This window comes from Cryobacterium sp. Hz9, from assembly GCF_004402825.1.
Classification (GTDB): Bacteria; Actinomycetota; Actinomycetes; order Actinomycetales; family Microbacteriaceae; genus Cryobacterium; species Cryobacterium gelidum.
Window position 1 is genome coordinate 120,946 of record NZ_SOFC01000014.1, and the last position, 17,535, is coordinate 138,480.

The 17,535-nt window shown below is 65.0% G+C and carries 13 protein-coding genes, 1 tRNA gene, 1 other RNA gene and 2 pseudogenes; 1 reads left to right on the plus strand and 16 read right to left on the minus strand.

The window, feature by feature from the left end; all coding sequences use genetic code 11:
• Nucleotides 1-117: 117 nt before the first annotated feature.
• The 7 genes and pseudogenes from E3N85_RS07385 to ffs form a co-directional block, all read right to left on the minus strand.
• Nucleotides 118-1,992 (minus strand): annotated as a pseudogene (locus tag E3N85_RS07385) (DNA polymerase III subunit gamma and tau); the annotation flags it as partial.
• A gap of 99 nt (nucleotides 1,993-2,091) precedes the next feature.
• Nucleotides 2,092-3,342 (minus strand): acetate/propionate family kinase, encoded by a 1,251-nt coding sequence (locus E3N85_RS07390; RefSeq protein WP_134461494.1) that lies wholly within the window; start codon nucleotides 3,340-3,342, stop codon nucleotides 2,092-2,094.
• Nucleotides 3,339-5,567: a phosphate acetyltransferase gene (pta, locus tag E3N85_RS07395; protein WP_134461497.1), complete on the minus strand. Its 2,229-nt coding sequence runs from the start codon at nucleotides 5,565-5,567 to the stop codon at nucleotides 3,339-3,341. The genes E3N85_RS07390 and pta overlap by 4 nt, the downstream gene beginning before the upstream one ends.
• Nucleotides 5,568-5,604: 37 nt before the next feature.
• Entirely contained in the window at nucleotides 5,605-8,073 is a 2,469-nt protein-coding gene (locus E3N85_RS07400; protein ID WP_134461499.1) for a phosphoketolase, read from the minus strand.
• Between the two features lie 172 nt (nucleotides 8,074-8,245).
• On the minus strand, nucleotides 8,246-9,244 hold the full coding sequence (locus E3N85_RS07405; protein WP_134462180.1) for an NAD-dependent epimerase/dehydratase family protein: 999 nt from the start codon (nucleotides 9,242-9,244) through the stop codon (nucleotides 8,246-8,248).
• The gene (locus E3N85_RS07410; protein WP_134461502.1) at nucleotides 9,244-10,215 is read right to left on the minus strand and encodes an aldo/keto reductase; all 972 of its coding nucleotides are present in this window, start codon (nucleotides 10,213-10,215) and stop codon (nucleotides 9,244-9,246) included. The genes E3N85_RS07405 and E3N85_RS07410 overlap by 1 nt, the downstream gene beginning before the upstream one ends.
• A gap of 135 nt (nucleotides 10,216-10,350) precedes the next feature.
• An RNA gene (ffs, locus tag E3N85_RS07415) (signal recognition particle sRNA small type) lies at nucleotides 10,351-10,447 on the minus strand.
• A 119-nt stretch (nucleotides 10,448-10,566) separates the two neighbouring features.
• Between ffs and E3N85_RS07420 the strand changes: the two genes are divergently transcribed.
• Nucleotides 10,567-10,654 (plus strand) — tRNA-Ser (locus E3N85_RS07420).
• 73 nt (nucleotides 10,655-10,727) lie between these two features.
• On the opposite strand, the gene E3N85_RS07425 is transcribed toward E3N85_RS07420, so the two are convergent.
• The 9 genes and pseudogenes from E3N85_RS07425 to E3N85_RS07470 form a co-directional block, all read right to left on the minus strand.
• Entirely contained in the window at nucleotides 10,728-11,240 is a 513-nt protein-coding gene (locus E3N85_RS07425) for a DinB family protein (RefSeq protein ID WP_134461505.1), read from the minus strand.
• A 58-nt stretch (nucleotides 11,241-11,298) separates the two neighbouring features.
• Nucleotides 11,299-11,763 (minus strand): hypothetical protein, encoded by a 465-nt coding sequence (locus tag E3N85_RS07430; RefSeq protein WP_134461508.1) that lies wholly within the window; start codon nucleotides 11,761-11,763, stop codon nucleotides 11,299-11,301.
• Nucleotides 11,764-11,795: 32 nt separating this feature from the next.
• Complete coding sequence (locus E3N85_RS07435; RefSeq protein ID WP_134461511.1) at nucleotides 11,796-13,547, minus strand: hypothetical protein; 1,752 nt, start codon at nucleotides 13,545-13,547, stop codon at nucleotides 11,796-11,798.
• 2 nt (nucleotides 13,548-13,549) lie between these two features.
• On the minus strand, nucleotides 13,550-13,813 hold the full coding sequence (locus E3N85_RS07440) for a hypothetical protein (RefSeq protein ID WP_134461513.1): 264 nt from the start codon (nucleotides 13,811-13,813) through the stop codon (nucleotides 13,550-13,552).
• Nucleotides 13,814-13,899: 86 nt separating this feature from the next.
• A complete protein-coding gene (locus tag E3N85_RS07445) occupies nucleotides 13,900-14,028 on the minus strand; it encodes a TOBE domain-containing protein (protein WP_134461516.1) in 129 nt (42 codons plus the stop codon).
• A gap of 316 nt (nucleotides 14,029-14,344) precedes the next feature.
• A pseudogene (locus tag E3N85_RS07450) lies at nucleotides 14,345-15,114 on the minus strand (DUF4012 domain-containing protein).
• 63 nt (nucleotides 15,115-15,177) lie between these two features.
• Complete coding sequence (locus tag E3N85_RS07460; RefSeq protein WP_255453869.1) at nucleotides 15,178-15,870, minus strand: FadR/GntR family transcriptional regulator; 693 nt, start codon at nucleotides 15,868-15,870, stop codon at nucleotides 15,178-15,180.
• 18 nt (nucleotides 15,871-15,888) lie between these two features.
• Nucleotides 15,889-16,050, minus strand: coding sequence for a GntR family transcriptional regulator (locus E3N85_RS17140; protein ID WP_370289142.1), 162 nt, complete (start codon nucleotides 16,048-16,050; stop codon nucleotides 15,889-15,891).
• A 298-nt stretch (nucleotides 16,051-16,348) separates the two neighbouring features.
• Nucleotides 16,349-17,359, minus strand: a complete 1,011-nt coding sequence (locus tag E3N85_RS07470; protein WP_166783894.1) for an acyltransferase family protein — start codon at nucleotides 17,357-17,359, stop codon at nucleotides 16,349-16,351.
• Nucleotides 17,360-17,535 lie beyond the last annotated feature (176 nt).

Sequence of the window (17,535 nt, forward strand, 5' to 3'; positions counted from 1 at the left end):
GCTGCTGCTGCTGCTGCTGCTGCTGCTGCTGCTGGCGATTTTGCTGCCGGGGCCGCTGGCGCAGGCTCCGCGGCGACGGTCGGCGANGACGGTCGGCGAGTCGGACGAGGATGAGGCGCCGGGCGAGGAGGCCTCACGGCCGGCATCGACGCGGGCGATGAACTTCACCCTTAGGCCGAGCACAGCGACGATCGCCGTGCGCAAGAAATCGCTCGTTCCCATTCCGGGAACCTTCTGCTGCTTGAAGCTGTCGACGTCGGCTTGGCTCGGGAAGGAGAGGGCCAGCACGTCACCGTTCAACCCGAGTACGTGCGCGGTATAAACAACGAGCCACGCCGTGGTCTTCTCGGTGCGCACGGCTTCGAGAATCTCCGGCCAGGCGTCTTTCAGCTGCTGCAGCGAGACCGGGGCCCCGGGAATCACGGCGGGGCGCGCAGCCGAGGTTCCCGCAGTGGCGGTCTCGACCAGCGGCGAGGGCAACGTCGCGGCGGTCGCTCCCGCTGCGGACGAGGCATCCGCTGCAGATGAGGCATGCGGTGCGGATGAAGCACCCGCTGTGGACGAGGCATCCGCTGCGGACGAGGCCTGCGCTGTAGACGACGCAGCGGAGGCGCTCCGCGCAGGGGACAGCGTCGCAGTGGTGGAGCCCGAGCCGGATGGCGATGCTGGGCGCGCAGCCGGCGTTCCCGCAGTGGCGGTCACGACCAGCGCAGAGGGTGCGCCCGCCGCGGCAGCGGCGAAGCCCCCGGACGGCCCGGTGGGCGCAACCGACCGCGCGGCAGGAGCAGTGGCGGCGACGGGCGCCGCTGCAACGCCGTCGACACCGATGCGACGCTCGAGGCGCTCGACCCGGGCGAGTGCACCGCGCGTCGTGTCGTCGGTCGCGGGGATCAGGGCGCGCGCGATCATGAGTTCGAGGTGCAGGCGCGGCGAGGTGGCCCCGCTCATCTCGGTGAGCGCGGCGTTCAGAATGTCGGCGGTACGGGAGAGTTCAGCCGGCCCGAAAGCGGCGGCCTGACCGTTCATGCGCTCCAGTTCGTCTTGCGGTACTCCGCGCAGCACGGCCGCGGCCCCGGCGACGCTCGTGGCCGAAACGATGATCAGGTCACGCATGCGCTCCAGCAGGTCTTCGACGAACCGGCGCGGATCTTGCCCGGTCTGGATGACCCGGTCAACCGCGTCGAACGCGGCGGCGGGATCGCGGGAACCGATGGCCTCAACGGCCTCGTCGAGCAGGGACGCGCTCGTGTAACCCAGCAGCGCCACGGCGCGCTCGTACTCAATGGACTGCCCGTCGGACCCGGCCATGAGCTGGTCGAGCAACGAGAGGGTGTCGCGCGGTGAGCCACCGCCGGCGCGCACCACGAGCGGCAGCACACCGGGGGCAACGACCATCTTTTCGGTGTCGCACATCTGCTGCACGTATTCGAGCATCGGCCCCGGCGGCACCAGCCGGAACGGATAGTGATGGGTGCGCGAGCGGATGGTGCCGATCACCTTTTCGGGTTCGGTGGTCGCGAAGATGAACTTCACGTGTTCCGGCGGTTCTTCGACGATCTTGAGCAGCGCGTTGAAGCCCTGCGGCGTGACCATGTGCGCCTCGTCGAGGATGAAGATTTTGTAGCGGTCGCGGGCCGGCGCGAAAATGGCGCGCTCACGAATGTCGCGGGCATCGTCGACACCGTTGTGGCTGGCCGCATCGATCTCGACGACGTCGAGGGAACCCCCGCCGTCGCGGGCGAGTTCGACACAGCTCGGGCAGACACCGCACGGGGTGTCGGTGGGGCCCTCGGCGCAGTTCAGGCAGCGGGCCAGGATGCGCGCCGACGTGGTCTTGCCGCAGCCGCGCGGGCCGCTGAACAGGTAAGCGTGATTCACCCGGTTCGTGCGAAGCGCCGTCATCAGCGGATCGGTCACTTGGGACTGGCCGATCATCTCGGCAAAGGTCTCTGGCCGGTAGCGGCGATACAGGGCGGTAACCACGTAGTCCATGGTACTTGCCCGCACCGACACTCGCCCGCGCTCGCGCCGCTTTACTGTTCTGTGCCTGCGCGTAAATCAGCTCGATCCACGACCGGCCGTTCGAACGAGCTAGCGCACGGTCGCCAGGGTCTGGCGGGCAATCTCCAGTTCCTCGTTGGTGGGAATCACGAGCACGGTAACGGCCGAGTCGTCGGCGCTGATCACGCGCGCGCCCCGTTCGGCGGCAGCGTTGCGCCCGGGATCGATGCAGATGCCCAGTGCCTCCAGGCCGGCGAGGGACCGTTCGCGCACGAGCGGTGCGTTCTCGCCGACACCGGCCGTGAACGCGATCACGTCGACTCGGCCGAGCTGCGCATAGTACGCCCCGATATAGCCCTTGATTCGATGCACATACACGTCGATGGCCAGCTGCGAGGGCCCGTCGCTGGCAGTGGCGGCCTCCATGACGTCGCGCAGGTCGCCGCGTCCGGTGAGGCCGAGCAGCCCACTACCGCGGTTGAGCAGGGTGTCGAGGTCATCGAAGTCGAGTCCGGCCCTGCGGTGCAGGTGAAAAAGCACGCCGGGGTCGATGTCACCGGAGCGGGTGCCCATGACGAGCCCCTCCAGCGGCGTCATGCCCATGCTGGTCTCGACCGAACGGCCGCCGGCGACCGCGCAGACCGAGCCTCCGTTGCCGAGGTGCAGCACGATCTGGTTGAGCTCCGTCACCGGGCGCGCAAGAAAGTTGGCGGCCTCGCGGGCCACGAATCCGTGGCTCGTGCCGTGAAAGCCATAGCGACGAATGCGAAACCGCTCCGCGAGGTCGGCATTGATCGCGTAGGTGAACGCCTCCGGCGGCAACGTCTGGTGAAACGCAGTGTCGAAGATGGCCACGTGCGGCACGTCGGAGAAGGCTTCACCGGCCGCGACGATGCCCTGCAGCGCGCCCGGGTTGTGCAGCGGTGCGAGCCCGGACAACTCATCGATGTCGCGCTCGACCTGCGGCGTCACCAGGGTCGGTTGGTGAAATCGCGCTCCGCCGTGCACGACGCGGTGCCCGACGGCAATCGGCGCGTGTTTGGTGAGCGACGGCCCGTGGCTCGCGAAGGCCGCGAGCATGACCGCGAATCCGGCCGTGTGGTCGGCAATAGGCAGCTCACGCTGCCATTTCTGATCAGCGGATGTCGAAACCGGCGTTTTCGACGCGGCGTCCGCCTCCGCGGTAGTCGCCGCCGCCGCGGCGACAGAGTGTGAGGCCGCGCCCATGAGCTCGCCGATGCGCTCGACCAGACCGCTCGCCAACGTGGTCTCGGTGTTCATTTCGATCAGCTGGTATTTGAACGAGCTCGAGCCGGAGTTGACGACGAGAACCGCAGTCACCGAGTTGCCCCGGCGGGTGTGGCGTCCACGACAGGAATGCTCTGCGCGCCGCTGTCCGCAGCGGAGGCAAGCCCGGCCGCCTGGATGGCCGTGATCGCCACGGTGTTGACGATGTCCTGCACGAGGGCACCGCGCGACAGATCGTTGATCGCCTTGCGCAGGCCCTGCAACACGGGGCCGATCGCGACCGCGCCAGCGCTGCGCTGAACGGCCTTATACGTGTTGTTGCCGGTGTTCAGGTCGGGAAAGATGAACACGGTGGCGCGGCCAGCCACGCTGGAACCGGGCATCTTGGTGGCGGCGACCGCGGCATCCGCTGCTGCATCGTACTGAATGGGACCTTCGACCAGCAGGTCGGGACGTCGCTCCCGCACGAGGGCGGTCGCGGCGCGCACCTTCTCGACGTCGACGCCCTCGCCGGAAGTTCCGGTGGAGTAGGACAGCATGGCGATGCGCGGCTCGATGCCGAACTGCACCGCCGTCGCCGCCGCCGAGATGGCGATGTCGGCGAGCTGCTCGGCCGTGGGCACTGGGATGACGGCGCAGTCGCCGTAGACGAGCACGCGATCGGCGAGCGCCATGAGGAACACGCTCGACACGACGCCGACGCCGACCTGGGTCTTGATGATCTCGAAGCTGGGCCGAATGGTGTGCGCGGTGGTGTGGGTGGCGCCGGAGACCATGCCGTCGGCCAAACCAAGCTGCACCATCATGGTGCCGAAGTAGCTCACGTCGGTGACGGTTTCGTTGGCTTGCTCGAGGGTGATGCCCTTGTGGGCACGCAGCTGTTTGTACTCCCGCGCGAACTTCAGGCGCAACAGGTCATCGAACGGGCTCAGGACGCGGGCCTTGGAGATGTCGAGGCCGAGGCCAATGGCGCGCGAGCGCACCTCGAATTCCTCACCGAGAATGGTCAGCTCCACCACGTCGCGGGCGAGGAGGGTAGCGGCGGCCCGCAGTACGCGGTCGTCCTCCCCCTCCGGCAGCACGATGTGCTGGCGGTTCTGCCGCGCCCGTTCGAGCAGCGCGTACTCGAACATGAGCGGAGTGACGACCTCGGCCCGACTCACATCGAGCCGGTCGAGCAGCGCCGCCGCGTCGACGTGCGTCTCGAACAGGGCCAGCGCGGTGTCGTGCTTGCGCTGCGAATCGGCGGCGAGGCGCCCGCGGGTGCGGGTGATGCGCAGGGCCGTGTCGTAGGAGCCGAGCGGTGTCATGATGATCGGCAGCGAGGGCGCAAGACCCTCCATCAGGCGCTGGATCGAGTCGGGCAGCTCAAAACCGCCGTTGAGCACGATGCCGGCGATCGACGGGAATGTTGCGGAGGCGTTGGCGAGCAGCACGGCCAACAGCACGTCCTCGCGGTCACCCGGCACGACGACGACGGCGCCCTCGATCAGGCGCGGCAGCACGTTGACCATGGACATGGCGGCCACGACGACACCGAGCGCCTCGCGGGCCAGCAGCGCCGGGTCGCCCTTGATCAGGGTTCCAGCGGTCGCTTCCATGATGCTCTGCATGCTCGGAGCGACGAGGTAAGGGTCTTCGGGAATGGCCCAGATCGGCACCCCGAAGGCTCCGCCCGAGCGCGCCGGCTGGGCGTTGGTCGTGGCGCGCACCGACTCGATGATCTCGGCCAGGGCCGTTTCGTCGGCGCGGTTGACGATGATCGCCAAAATGGATGCGTGTTCATCGCGCAATTCCGCCAGCGCCACGTCGGTCTGCTGGCCGATGTCCACGGCGGAGCGGGCGTCACTCTGGCCGAGGCGTTCACCCTCGCCGGGGCCGACACGGCCACCGAGCACGAGCAGCACGGGAGCACCGAGGTTCGCGGCGATGCGGGCGTTGAAGGCGAGTTCGGTGGGGCTGCCCACGTCGGTGTAGTCGCTGCCGATGACGACGACAGTGTCGCAGTTGGCTTCGACCGCTTTGTACCGCGCAACGATGCGGGCCAGGGCGGCATCGGGATCGGTGTTGACGTCGTCGTAACTGACCCCGATGCTCTGCTCGTAGGTTTGGCTGGCCGCAGCGCCGGGGCCGGCGTTGGCCTGCAGGTGTCGCAGCAGCAACTCGACGACGTAGTCCGGTTCGGTCGCGGTCCGGGCGACCGGACGGAAGACGCCGATCCGCTCCACCAGGTGGGTGAGCGTGTCGAGCACCCCGAGCGCGATCGACGATTTTCCGGTATTGCCTTCTGCGCTGGTGATATAGATGCTTCGAGCCACGTTGTCCATTCAAGCGTATGTAGGGTGTGAGTTTTTCCTAGACGTTGTCGCTGCCGGTCTGGTCGACGCGCGGCGCGGCATCCGCTTGCGACCAGGACCAGTCGGTGACCGCTGGCAGGTCCTCGCCGTGGTCTCGGGTGTATTGGCGCGCGGCCAGGCGGGCGTCCTGCATCCGCTGCCGGAGCAGGCCGGCGCGGGCGGCGAGCCCGGGGGTGCGATCGATGACGTCCATGACGAGGTGATACCGGTCGAGGTCGTTGAGCATGACCATGTCGAACGGGGTCGTGGTGGTACCGATCTCCTTGTAGCCGCGGCAATGCAGGTTCTGGTGGCCGTGGCGCTTGTAGGTGAGCCGATGAATCAGCCACGGGTAGCCGTGATAGGCGAAGATGATGGGCTTGTCGGGCGTGAAGACGGCGTCGAAGGCACTGTCGCTCAGGCCGTGCGGGTGGTCGTCCTCGGACTGCAGGCGCATCAGGTCGACGACGTTGACGACGCGCACCTGGAGATCTGGCAGGTTCTCCCGCAGAATTTTGGCGGCGGCGAGCACCTCGAGTGTCGGCACCTCACCGGCGGCGGCCAGCACGACGTCGGGAGAGTGACCCGCAATTTCGGTGCCGGCCCAGTCGAAGATGCCGAGCCCACGGGTACAGTGCGCGACGGCCTCGGCCATGGTGAGCAGGTTCGGCGCGGGCTGCTTGCCGGCCACGACCACGTTGACATAGTCGACACTGCGCAGGCAGTGGTCGTAGGTGCTCAGCAGCGTATTCGCGTCAAAAGGCAGGTAGACCCGCACGACGTCGGCACTTTTATTGACCACGTGGTCGATGAAACCGGGGTCCTGATGGCTGAACCCATTGTGGTCCTGGCGCCAGACGTGCGAACTCAGCAGGTAGTTCAGGCTCGCAATCGGCGCCCGCCACGGGATGTCGGCGGTCACCTTGAGCCACTTGGCGTGCTGGTTGAACATGGAATCGACGATGTGAATGAACGCTTCGTAGCAGTTGAACAGCCCGTGTCGCCCGGTGAGCAGGTAGCCCTCGAGCCAACCCTGGCACTGGTGCTCGCTCAGCACTTCTATGACGCGGCCGGCGCGCGCCAGGTTCGTGTCACCGGGCCGGATCTCGGCGTCCCACTGTTTGCTGGTCACCTCGTAGACCGGCGGGGCCAGCCGGTTGGAGGCGGTTTCATCCGGCCCGAAGATGCGAAAGTTGTCAGGATTCAAGCGGATGACCTCGGCCAGGTACACGCCGAGCACGCGCGTCGCCTCGGCTTGCGTTGCCCCCGGGGTGGGCACATCGACGGCGAAATCACGAAAGTCGGGCAGGTGCAGGTCGCGGCGAAGGAGTCCGCCGTTGGCGATCGGGTTGGCGCTCATGCGCAGGGGGCCGACCGGGGCGAGGCTGGATATTTCTTTGACCGGGGCACCCTGTTCGTCGAACAGCTCGGCGGGGCGGTAGGAGAGCATCCACTGTTCGAGCAGGGCCGTGTGCTCCGGGGTATCGCGGGCGTTGGCGAGCGGAACTTGGTGGGCGCGCCAGGTGTTCTCGACCTGCACCCCGTCGATGACGGCGGGGCAGGTCCAGCCCTTGGGAGTGCGCAGGATGATCATGGGCCAACGCGGGCGGGCGAAATCTTCTTTTTGGGCTGCGGCTTCGGCGGCTGCAGCCTTGATCGCGGCGACCTGGTTGAGCACCAGGTCGAGCGTTTCGGCCATGCGTGCGTGCACGAGCAGCGGATCTTCGCCGTCGAAGCCGCCGGAGACGATATACGGGGTGTGACCGTAGCCGCGCATGAGGTCGAGCAGCTCGTCTTCGGGGATGCGCGCGAGCACGGTGGGGTTGGCGATCTTGTACCCGTTGAGGTGCAAAATGGGCAGCACGACGCCGTCGTGAATCGGGTCGATGAACTTGTTCGAGTGCCAGCTGGTGGCGAGCGGGCCGGTTTCGGCTTCGCCGTCGCCGACCACAGCGGCCACGAGCAGGTTGGGGTTGTCGAACGCGGCACCGTAGGCGTGGCTGAGGGCGTAGCCGAGCTCGCCGCCCTCATGGATGGAGCCGGGCAGCTCGGGCGAGGCGTGACTCGGGATGCCGCCGGGAAAGGAGAACTGGCGAAACAGCTTCTGCACGCCGTGCGCATTCTGCTCGATGTCGGCGTAGACCTCGGTGTAGGTTCCGTCGAGGTAGGCGTTGGCGACCATGCCCGGACCGCCGTGGCCGGGGCCGGTGATGTAGATGGTGCTCTGGTTGCGCTCCTGGATCGCGCGGTTCAGGTGCGCATAGAGAAAGTTGAGGCCGGGCGTGGTACCCCAGTGACCGAGCGGGCGCGGTTTGACGTGGTCGAGGGTGAGCGGCTCCGTCAACAGTGCGTTGCCGAGCAGGTAGATCTGGCCGACGGCCAGATAATTCGCGGCACGCCACCAGGCGTCGATGCTGGCGAGGGCCGCGGGGCTGAGCGGTGCGGGTGCACGCGTAGGCCAGGTAATGGTGCCGGAATCGTGGATCATCGGTCCTCCGCATCGTCTCGCGGCCACGCAGCCGCACTTCTTCCATCCTATTCAGCTCAGATAATGTCACCAGTGCCAAAAGTCCCGTCGGTCGCGGGTCCGCTGGCTGCAATTGCGTAGATCTATGCCGCGGTCGCCGTCACCCCTTGAGCCGAAACGCTCATCCTGGTACCTATACCCGCGTCCTTGCCGCGTCAATGAGTGCGTCGAAGCTGAGCTCGAGGTGCTCATCTCTGACTTGCGCGTCGGGGTGTGCATCGAACCAGCGGATGGTGTCGCGCGCGCCGAGCGCGAGCGGGGTGGTGCAGACAAAATCGGGCACGAGGGCCTTCACCTTGCTGTTGTCGAAGATGACGGAATGCGCCTTGTCGCCGAGCAGTGCCGGGCCGAGATGCGGCACCGCGGCCGCGATAGTCTCCGATGCCACGTGCACCAGCTCGGGCAGTGGCGCGCCCGCTGCCGCGGCGTAGAGCTCGTAGATCATGTTCCACGGCAGAAATTCGTCGGAGGTGATGGTGAAAGTGTCTCCGATGGCCTGCGGCAGGCCGAACAGCCCAACAAAGGCTTTGGCGAAGTCCGTGCTGTGCGTGAGGGTCCAGAGCGAGGTACCGTCACCGTGCACCAGCACGGGGCGGCCGGCCCGCATGCTGACGATGTCACTCCACCCGCCGGTGAGCGGAATCGCAGTCTGGTCGTAGGTATGCGAGGGGCGCACGATCGTGACCGGGAATCCCCGCTCGCGGTAGGCCGCGACCAACAGGTCTTCAGAGGCAATCTTGTCTCTCGAATACTGCGAGTACGGGTTGCGAAGCGGCGTGGATTCCAGGACCGGCAGTCGAGCCGGCGGCTTCTGGTAGGCCGACGCCGAACTGATGAACACGAACTGGCCCGTGCGTCCCGTGAACAGCTCGATATCGGCCGCCACATGCTCGGCCGTGAAGGCAACGAAGTCTACGACCACATCGAAGGTTCGCCTGCCCACAGCAGCCCGGATCGAGGCCGGGTTGCGTCCGTCCGCGGTGAGCACCTCCACACCGACCGGAACCGGGCGCTGGGTTGTCGTCGCCCGGTTCAGCACCGTGAGGCGGTGCCCGGTCGCGACCGCACGTGCGGCGGCGGCAGCGCTGATCACGCCGGTGCCGCCGATGAACAACACGTCGAGCCCGCGCATCACCATGCGTACTGTTCCGGAGCGGTCTTCTTGCCGGGGAAGATCGCGTCGAGGCGAGCCAGTGCCGACGCATCGAGTTTCACGTCGAGCGCACGGATGCCCGCTGCCAGCTGACCCTGCGTGCGCGGACCGATGATCGGTGCGGTGACGCCGTCTTGGTGCAGCAGCCACGCGAGCGCCACGTCGCCGGGTTCGTGGCCGAGTTCGGCGGCGAAGTCTTCGTACTTTTCGATGGCGTCTCGGTGCGTCGCGAGTGCTTGCACGGCATGGCCGGCGAGGCGACGCTTTCCGTCTCGCTGCTGGCGCAGAACACCGCCGAGCAGCCCGCCCTGCAGCGGGGACCAGGCGATGACACCCAGACCATTGGCCTGTGCGGCCGGCAACACTTCAAGCTCGATATCACGGGTGATCAGGTTATAGATGGACTGCTCACTGACCAGTCCGGTGAAATTACGTCGACGAGCCTCGGCCTGGGCCGTGGCAATGTGCCAGCCGGCGAAGTTGCTGCTGCCGGAGTAGAGAATCTTTCCCTGCGTGACGGCTGTCTCCATGGCCTGCCAGATTTCGTCCCATGGTGTGTTGCGGTCGATGTGGTGAAACTGGTACACGTCGATGTAGTCGGTCTGCAACCGGGTGAGGCTTGCGTCAAGAGCCCGGCGGATGTTCAGGGCCGAGAGCCGGCTGTCGTTCGGCCAGTCGGTCATGTTGCCATAGAGCTTGGTGGCGAGCACGGTCTTCTCGCGGCGCTCGCCGCCCTGGGCGAACCAGTCGCCGACGATTTTCTCCGTCGCGCCGTGGCCGAGTCTGCCACCGTAGACGTTGGCGGTGTCGACGTAGTTGATTCCCGCAGCTTGGGCGGCGTCCATGATGGCGAACGATTCAGTCGGGTCTGTTTCCGGGCCGAAGTTCATGGTGCCGAGGCAAAGCCGAGAAACCGTGAGGCCGGAACGGCCAAGTTGGGTGTATTCCATAGCCTTAGGCTGGTCCCGCAGCGGTCAACTGTCAAACAGCAACCGCGGATACCGCTGTTTACCTGCGCTTTTGCATCGAAACCGGCACAGAAAAGACTCCTCCCGCACCTCGGCACACGGGCGCGGTCCCGGTACAGAAAAGACTCCTCGCGCACCCGCCAGAGCCCGGTTACCCTTGCTACGTTTCCGTCCTGGGGGAATTGGCCAAGGTGGCGCCACGCGAGGAGCCAAACATCAGTTTAGGGCACGACGCCGGGTGGCACCAACCGAGCGCGGTCCGCGTGGGTGGCGGCAGCATCCCCTGGAAACAGGTAAGATTTGGGCTGTCGTTGTTTTATTGAACGGCGACCAGGAGAATTCGCCTAGTGGCCTATGGCGCACGCTTGGAAAGCGTGTTGGGTGAAAGCCCTCGGGGGTTCGAATCCCCCATTCTCCGCCAAACTAGTAGTGCGCAGCGTCGCATCCCCATTCTCCGCCAAACCAGCAGTACAGCGTGTTGGGTGACGCATAGGTCAGACGCCCGCGCGATCGGCGAGACCGCGCACGAAGGCGGCCTGACCGGCGTGCTGCAGGTCGTCGGAGAGTACGCTCGCCAGGCGCACGCCCACCGTGACGGCCGGGGTCCAGGAGTCGTCGACGACCCGGTCGAGATCGGCGTCGGCCAGGGTATTCAGGTAGGCGACGGTCCCGGTGTGCACCGCCTCGTAGTAGCCGCGGAGCAGGTCGGCGTCGGCGCGCACGGCCGCGACGTCGGCGGATTTATGCCCGTAGCCGATGGTCGCCGGCCCGAATGGCAGGTCGAATCGTTCCGCCCACCCCTGGCTGGTGTACACCTGCGGTCTGCCCGCCAGGTCGGCGATATGGTCGTCCTGCAGGCGGGACAGGTGCCAGATGAGCCAGGCAATGGTGTTGGCGTCGGCATCCGCTCGAAAGGTGAGGGTGGCGAGGGTCGCGTTCTTGAGAACCCTGGCGACGACGCTGTGGATGCGGGAAAACTCTTCGAGGAGCAGTTCGGTCGGGGTCATGGGTCTCCTTGGTCGTTCTGCCACCGTACCCCCGTGCTACGCCGCGATCCTGCTGGGACTAAAACGCATCCGAGGGATGCTGCCCCTCCGCCAGCTCGAAACACGGGGAGAAGGAGGTGATTTTTAGTTCGGTGCCGGGAGCCCAGATCGATGCGCTGTAGAAGTCTCCCTGCGTACCCGTCATATCCACCCGCGGTGCCCCCTGCCGGGTGCTGCGTCTCTCCACGACCACTCCGTCTTTCTGCTCCCACGCAGCAGCAATGACGTCGATCATCGCCTCCGCATCGACATCTCCCAGCAGAGTGACCGTCGTTCGACCGGACCACTTCAACTGGTCATCCGCGCACCCCAACAGATGCGCAGTCTTCAGCTGCGTCTGGTCGCCGACGTTCTCGGGTGGAACGAGAGCGGCAGCCTCATCCTCCATCGCCATCGCGATGCCCTTCGCCGTTTGAAGATCCATGGTCTCACTTCCCTGATTCGTCGACGCGCACGAGGCCAGCACTACTGCGAGAGCGATCATTCCGACGAGAGCCGCCAGTTTTCCCTGGGGATTCATCCGTAGATCAGCTCCTCGAGGTCGACGAGCACGTCGTCATTGTTCACATCATCGGTGGCGACGCGGTTGTGATTGTCCATGAGCACCTTGAAGTCCAATATTGGTGCTCCCTGCCAATCCTTCGTGTAGGTGGGCTCAGGGCCCTGATAGAACGCACCATAGTCGAAGGCGTCGCTGAACCGCGGATTGTTGCCTCCTCCGACGACACCGGAGCCCTGGGCGATCTGCAAGATATCTTCATAGGAGAAGTCTGTGTAGTTCGTCTCCGGGTTGGGTGTCCACTCTTTGGGCATCCACGCGCCCGAGAGTGAGACTACCGAGTGGTACTGGGCCCCGGACACTTCCGCCGCGGTGATGTTGGCGAGCCCCCAACTATGGCCGATGGCCGTCGACGTGGCATCGGTGAGCAGCGGATCCAACGCCAGGCCCGCCTCGAAGTCAGCCAGTACCGGACCGGACCGTTGGGCGAATTCTGCCGAATTCGCATCCACTATCCCGGCCGCCAACCCACTCCGGGTGCCGCCCGAGTCTCCGGGAAAAAGGCCATCCTTGTAGACAAACGCCACCGAGTCAGGATGCCATCCGACGAACAAGGTCGGTAATCCTTGCAGTGAGCCGTCATAGAACATGTCCATATTGCTCATCGTGCCTGGCACGTACGTGATGCGCTGCCGCGTCTCACTCGACGGCGTTCCGAACATCTCGACGATGCGGGCGTTCTCACGGTCATAGAGATAGAGCTGATTCTTGCCGTCGACCGTTCGCTGCAGATAGGTGAGCTCGGCCTCCAGCACTTCGTGCTCTCTGGCGATTTCGTCAGCCCTGGCATAACTCTGCTCCCATCGCGCTCTCGTCCGGTCCAAACCGGCGATTTCGGCGTTGAGCCTGGCGGATTCGGCGTCGATCTCGGCGATCCGGGTGCTGACATTGAGCCGGTTGGCGGCGACGCGCGCGAGGGCCGGCAGCCCGTTCAACGAACCGAGCAAGGCCGGACTTCCCGCGATGAGGGCGAGTTGCGCCGGTTGCGCCAACTGCTCCCACCGCTCGTGAACGGTCTCCGGGTTTGCCGTGAACAATCGCTTGACCAGTTCGGGATCTGTGGCGATCAATACGGCGAGATCGGTGGATGACAGCGTATTCAATCGAGCGATCAGATCGTCGACAGATGCCCCCGCTGCCCAGGTCGTGGCGAACCAGGCAGTCGCACCGAGCACCTGATCCGACGCCAGGTCGCGCACACATGCGGCATCGGCGGCGCGACGACGCTGCAACAATTCCTCCCACAGCACATCAATAGCGGCAATCCGCGCCGTGACGACTTCGAAGGCTTCCTCCCGACGGGCATTCCGATCGACGGAGGGCATGAAAACGAACGTGTCGTTCGGCAAGGTGAAGTTGGTTTTTCCATACTGAAGGTCGTAGAGATCAGTGTCGGCCGCGTTGCGCCGCGCCTCCAGGATGCGCTGATCACCCTGAATCTCGTCGAGGAGCAGGGCATACGTCTCGAGGGCTTTCGCCTGCGCGTCCAACCCTCGAATCAGCAGGTCGATCTCGGGAGTCAGGGCCACCAGGCGCTCGACGAAGGCCTCGCGCGACACGGCGGTCCACCCGGTCGTTTCGGCGTGGGCTTGCGCGCGGGCCAGCGTCGTCAGCAACGTGCGGAGAGCATCCGCTTTGCCGGAGCGAATTCTGGCCTCGGCCAGGATGCCGTGCGTCTCACCCGAACCCGGATTCGCGATGGTCCACACGATCAGGTCACCTCCCGGCTCAGGAAGGAATCGGTCGCTCGAAACTGTTCGGCCACGGTCGCCGGAAAGTCGCAGAGCGCGGTCAGCGCGAGCGCGGCCAAATCAGCCCGTTCGACCTGTTGTGATGTCGTGTCCCGCAGGGCCGCCGCGACCGTATCGCTCTGCAAAGCCCCCTCGGGCCACCGAAAGGCCCACTGGGAAAAGCTCAGCTGCGCCGCAGTGCCCGACAGCGTCGTCGACAAATCATCGAGGACCGAATCCGTCACCCGTAGAGTCGACATCAGCATCCCCCTGCCACGATCCGTGCCGCCAGTGGCCCCCAGGGAACCGCACTGAGTCGAGACTACAGACGTTAGCGACGGTAGGCACTCACATCGGTGGCCTTGACCGAAAGCCAGACCGCCCCGCCCACCTGCAGGCCGAGGTCGGCAACCGCAGCGGGGGTGAGCTCCGCGATGGCCTCGGCGGTCGTGAAATCCATCGCCCCTTGCCTGTTTTAGAGCCTCTTGACGACGACTCCGTGCTTCTTCTCCTAGGCAGAGGCCATGACTTCGGTCATCGGCGCAGCCCAGCAGATGCACCGTCTTGAACTGCATCGCTACACCGCGGACGCCCGCATTGCCGATTGCATGATCACCGCAGCACCGAGTCGCACCCCACTTCGATCTGCTGGACCTCTCGCAGATTCAACACTGGAGTATGCACAGCTTCGAGCTCTCCGTGCTCGGCGTCAGCGCCCAACAGATATAACCGCGTCGTTGATGATTCCCCCGGGGCCAACTCCACCGCCACCTGACTCACGGGATAGCCCGTATCCGACGCCGGGTGGTAAGGAATCGGCTCCCCCCCTCGCGCGTATCGAGGAACGTAGTCATCTTCGCCCCGGTCGCGTCGTTGAAATACACCCCAAACCTTTCAGCGGATACGTCACTCACTGGCAAATCGCCGGTTAGGGTCGCATCTTCCAGCAATTTCTGGTCATTTTCATGCGCGCTCCAGATCAGAATGCGTCGCTCGTCGCCGGCCTGCACTGAAGTCGAGATGAGCGATGAGGGGTCGGCCAGCGCGGCAAACACCGCGGCGGTCGCAGAAGCAAAGAGTGCATCTTGATCTGCCGGATCGTCGTAGTTCGCGTAGACATCGGTGAGCAGCAGATGCACCGCGTTGTCGCTTGTCAGCACCTCACCCGTCGCCAGCGTTATCGTCCCGGTGGCGCGCAACAGATAGCCCAGGGCAACCGGGTCGAGCGAGATGACGCCGTCGACCTCTGTGCCGTAGGTTCGTTTCCACATCTCGCGCGTCAGCGCACCCGTTACCGGAAACTGCGGAGTGAGCGTTACATCCCCCAGGAACGTACTCACCAAGTCGGAGTAGATGCCGCGGGTCTCTTCCGGCAGGGCAAGAACCGGTTCGTCAAACACGATTCCAGAAGCCGACCCCTGACGAATAATTTGACATTCTCCGTCGAGATTTCCGCGAATGCGCCGGGCAGCCCGCCGGTCGCCCTCACCTCCGGATTGTTTTGAAAAAGCAGGAGATAGCTGCGCTGCCCGTCGGCCCCCAACATGGCCGGCAGCAGTTGTACCGCCCGATTCACGCCAGCTACTTTTTCCTCCGTCGAATCAATTGTCTATGACAGTTGTATAGTCGCGGCGCGCACCTGTTCCAAAACATTGGAAGTATCGATCGCCGCCACATCGGCTGGCGCTCGTGCCAAAGTCGCGTCCACTCCGGCCAGGTCAGGTTGCGCCTGTACGAGGGGGCTAAGTTCGAGAGCGCCGCCGACAGGGCTGAACCCACCAAAATCATTCTTCTCGGTAAGCGAGATCAACGGCGTCACCGCATTCTCGCTGATGTCTTCAACGACCTGCGTGAGCTGCCGGACAGCCGTGTGGTTCGTCCCGAGACACGGAACCTCTTCCATCGCCCGGCGTGCCTCATCGGGGTTGCGGCTTGCAATCGCCGCGCGCACGGGCTTGTGGTGCACGATGGCGTGTTCTTGCACCTCGGTGAAAGCGGATGTCTCCCGCCGCAGCGTATACAACAGCTGTCCAAGCTGACCCATCAGGGCGGGCACGAAGGGATTGCCACTCGCTGTGAGGACAATGTCATGGAATGCGAGGTCGTTGCGGGTGAGACGGTCGAGGTCGCCGTTTTCGTAGGCGGCTTCCATCTCTGCGATCGTCGCATCGAGCGACACCAGGTCGCTGGCGTGGTGGTTGCACGCAGCCAGCTCGGCGGAGCCGGTCTCCACCATGCGACGAACCTTGAGGAGCCGCAGCGGAACCTCGGAACCGCCCAGGTTGTGCGCCGCTGCGCGCAAGATCGTGTCGAGGCTCGACTAGCCCGAGGGCGAATTGACGAAGGTGCCGAGCCCACGCCTGACGGAGACGATCTTTTGAGCCTGGAGGCTCTTGATCGACCCGCGCGCCGTCAGGCGGCTGACTCCAGCTTCCTCGGCCAAAACCGCCTCCGGCGGAAGCATCGCCCGCTTCGCGAACACCCCCGAAGAATTCGGTCGAAGAGGCTCTCCACTAGATCATCGACCAGCGACGTTCGACTCATGAGACCTATTCTCTCGTACCGGCGCGGCGTCGGACGTGCGCGACCACTCAGGTTCGTAGGCGTAAGTTTTGCTAGGCCAGAGGAGTCCCGGCAGGCTCAACCAACCAAAATTAGTCGGTTGGCAAAGCGAGATGGCGAGTATCGGGAAGCATCACTGTCGCACTGGCGGGCGACCGCACCAGGTGCGCAGTCTCTTTTCAAATGAGCAACTGTTGCGTCCGGCGGCGTAGGTGCGATCAGTCCCGCCCGGTCACATTCCGCTTGTTCGGCGGCTGGGCTGGAGCCGTGCCAGCACCGGTAAAGACGGTGCCGAGCGGTGTTCGACTGACGAAATATGCGAGTGCCCACGACACCACCAGAACGACGGGGAATACCAGGACCGCTGGTATGTCAACTGGAAGTTTGCTCAGCAACAAGATGAATGCGCTGTGGGTCAGCACGACCGCGAGCCCAACAGTGGCCGCGCTCGTAACGACTCTGGCAACACCTGGCGTGATGGATGCAAACACCCATTGCACCAGGAGGACGAGACCCGCAGAAATGGCGCTGGCAATCACGACGCTGACCACGGGTGTGCCGAAGTCACTCTGCTTCATGTCTAGTGGCTGCGATACGCCGGTCACGATGAGGGGTGCCGAGCCGGCCAGGAGTACAACGGACAGCCCGACCCGCGACCTGAGTCGCGGGGCGATACGGCAGAAAGAAATGCCAGCGAGGATAAAAATCATTCCTGGGACGGCAACGCCCAGCGAAAAGGGTACAGCGGTCAACAGATCGGGGGCGAGGTAGGCGACAGCCAACCCGGCGACAGCCACGGCCCAGGGTATCCAGTCTGGAAAGCGTTGAAGCGCACGAAGGGACAGGCATGCGGCGAAGAGCGCGGTGACGAACCAGAAGGCGAAAAACGGTGCGCCCATGTAGGAACCGCCGAGCAACACGTTGACGAATTGTAGAGTCTGCCCATTCGCCCACAGGTATGCACCGTAGACGGCACCAATGGATAAGAGCCACGCGGCGTACGGCACGAGCAGGGCGCGTACCCGCTTGGCGAATTCTGCGCCGAGCGACCGTTCATTCGCCCAGAAGTAACCACTTAGAAAAAAGAACACGGGAACGTGCCAGGTATAAAGGCCCATGCGGGCGATGTCATTGCTACGGTCCGACCAGACGTGTCCAGCCACGATGGCCACAATCCCGAAAACGCGCAGGCCATCGATCCCGGCCGAGCGCAGTCTTGTGTTGTCCACGTGGCGAAGCCTACGACTCCGTGCCTCCGGCTCACCTGGGAAACAACGCCCCCGCCCTATTTTTCTGGCCGTCTGCCCGGAGAGCAGGAGGGCGGCGCGGGTTTGCGTGGCCCCTCGAGGGGCAGCTCGCACTCGTCACCGATAGTCGGGTCGCCCTCGCGGCGGCTGGTGCGTTG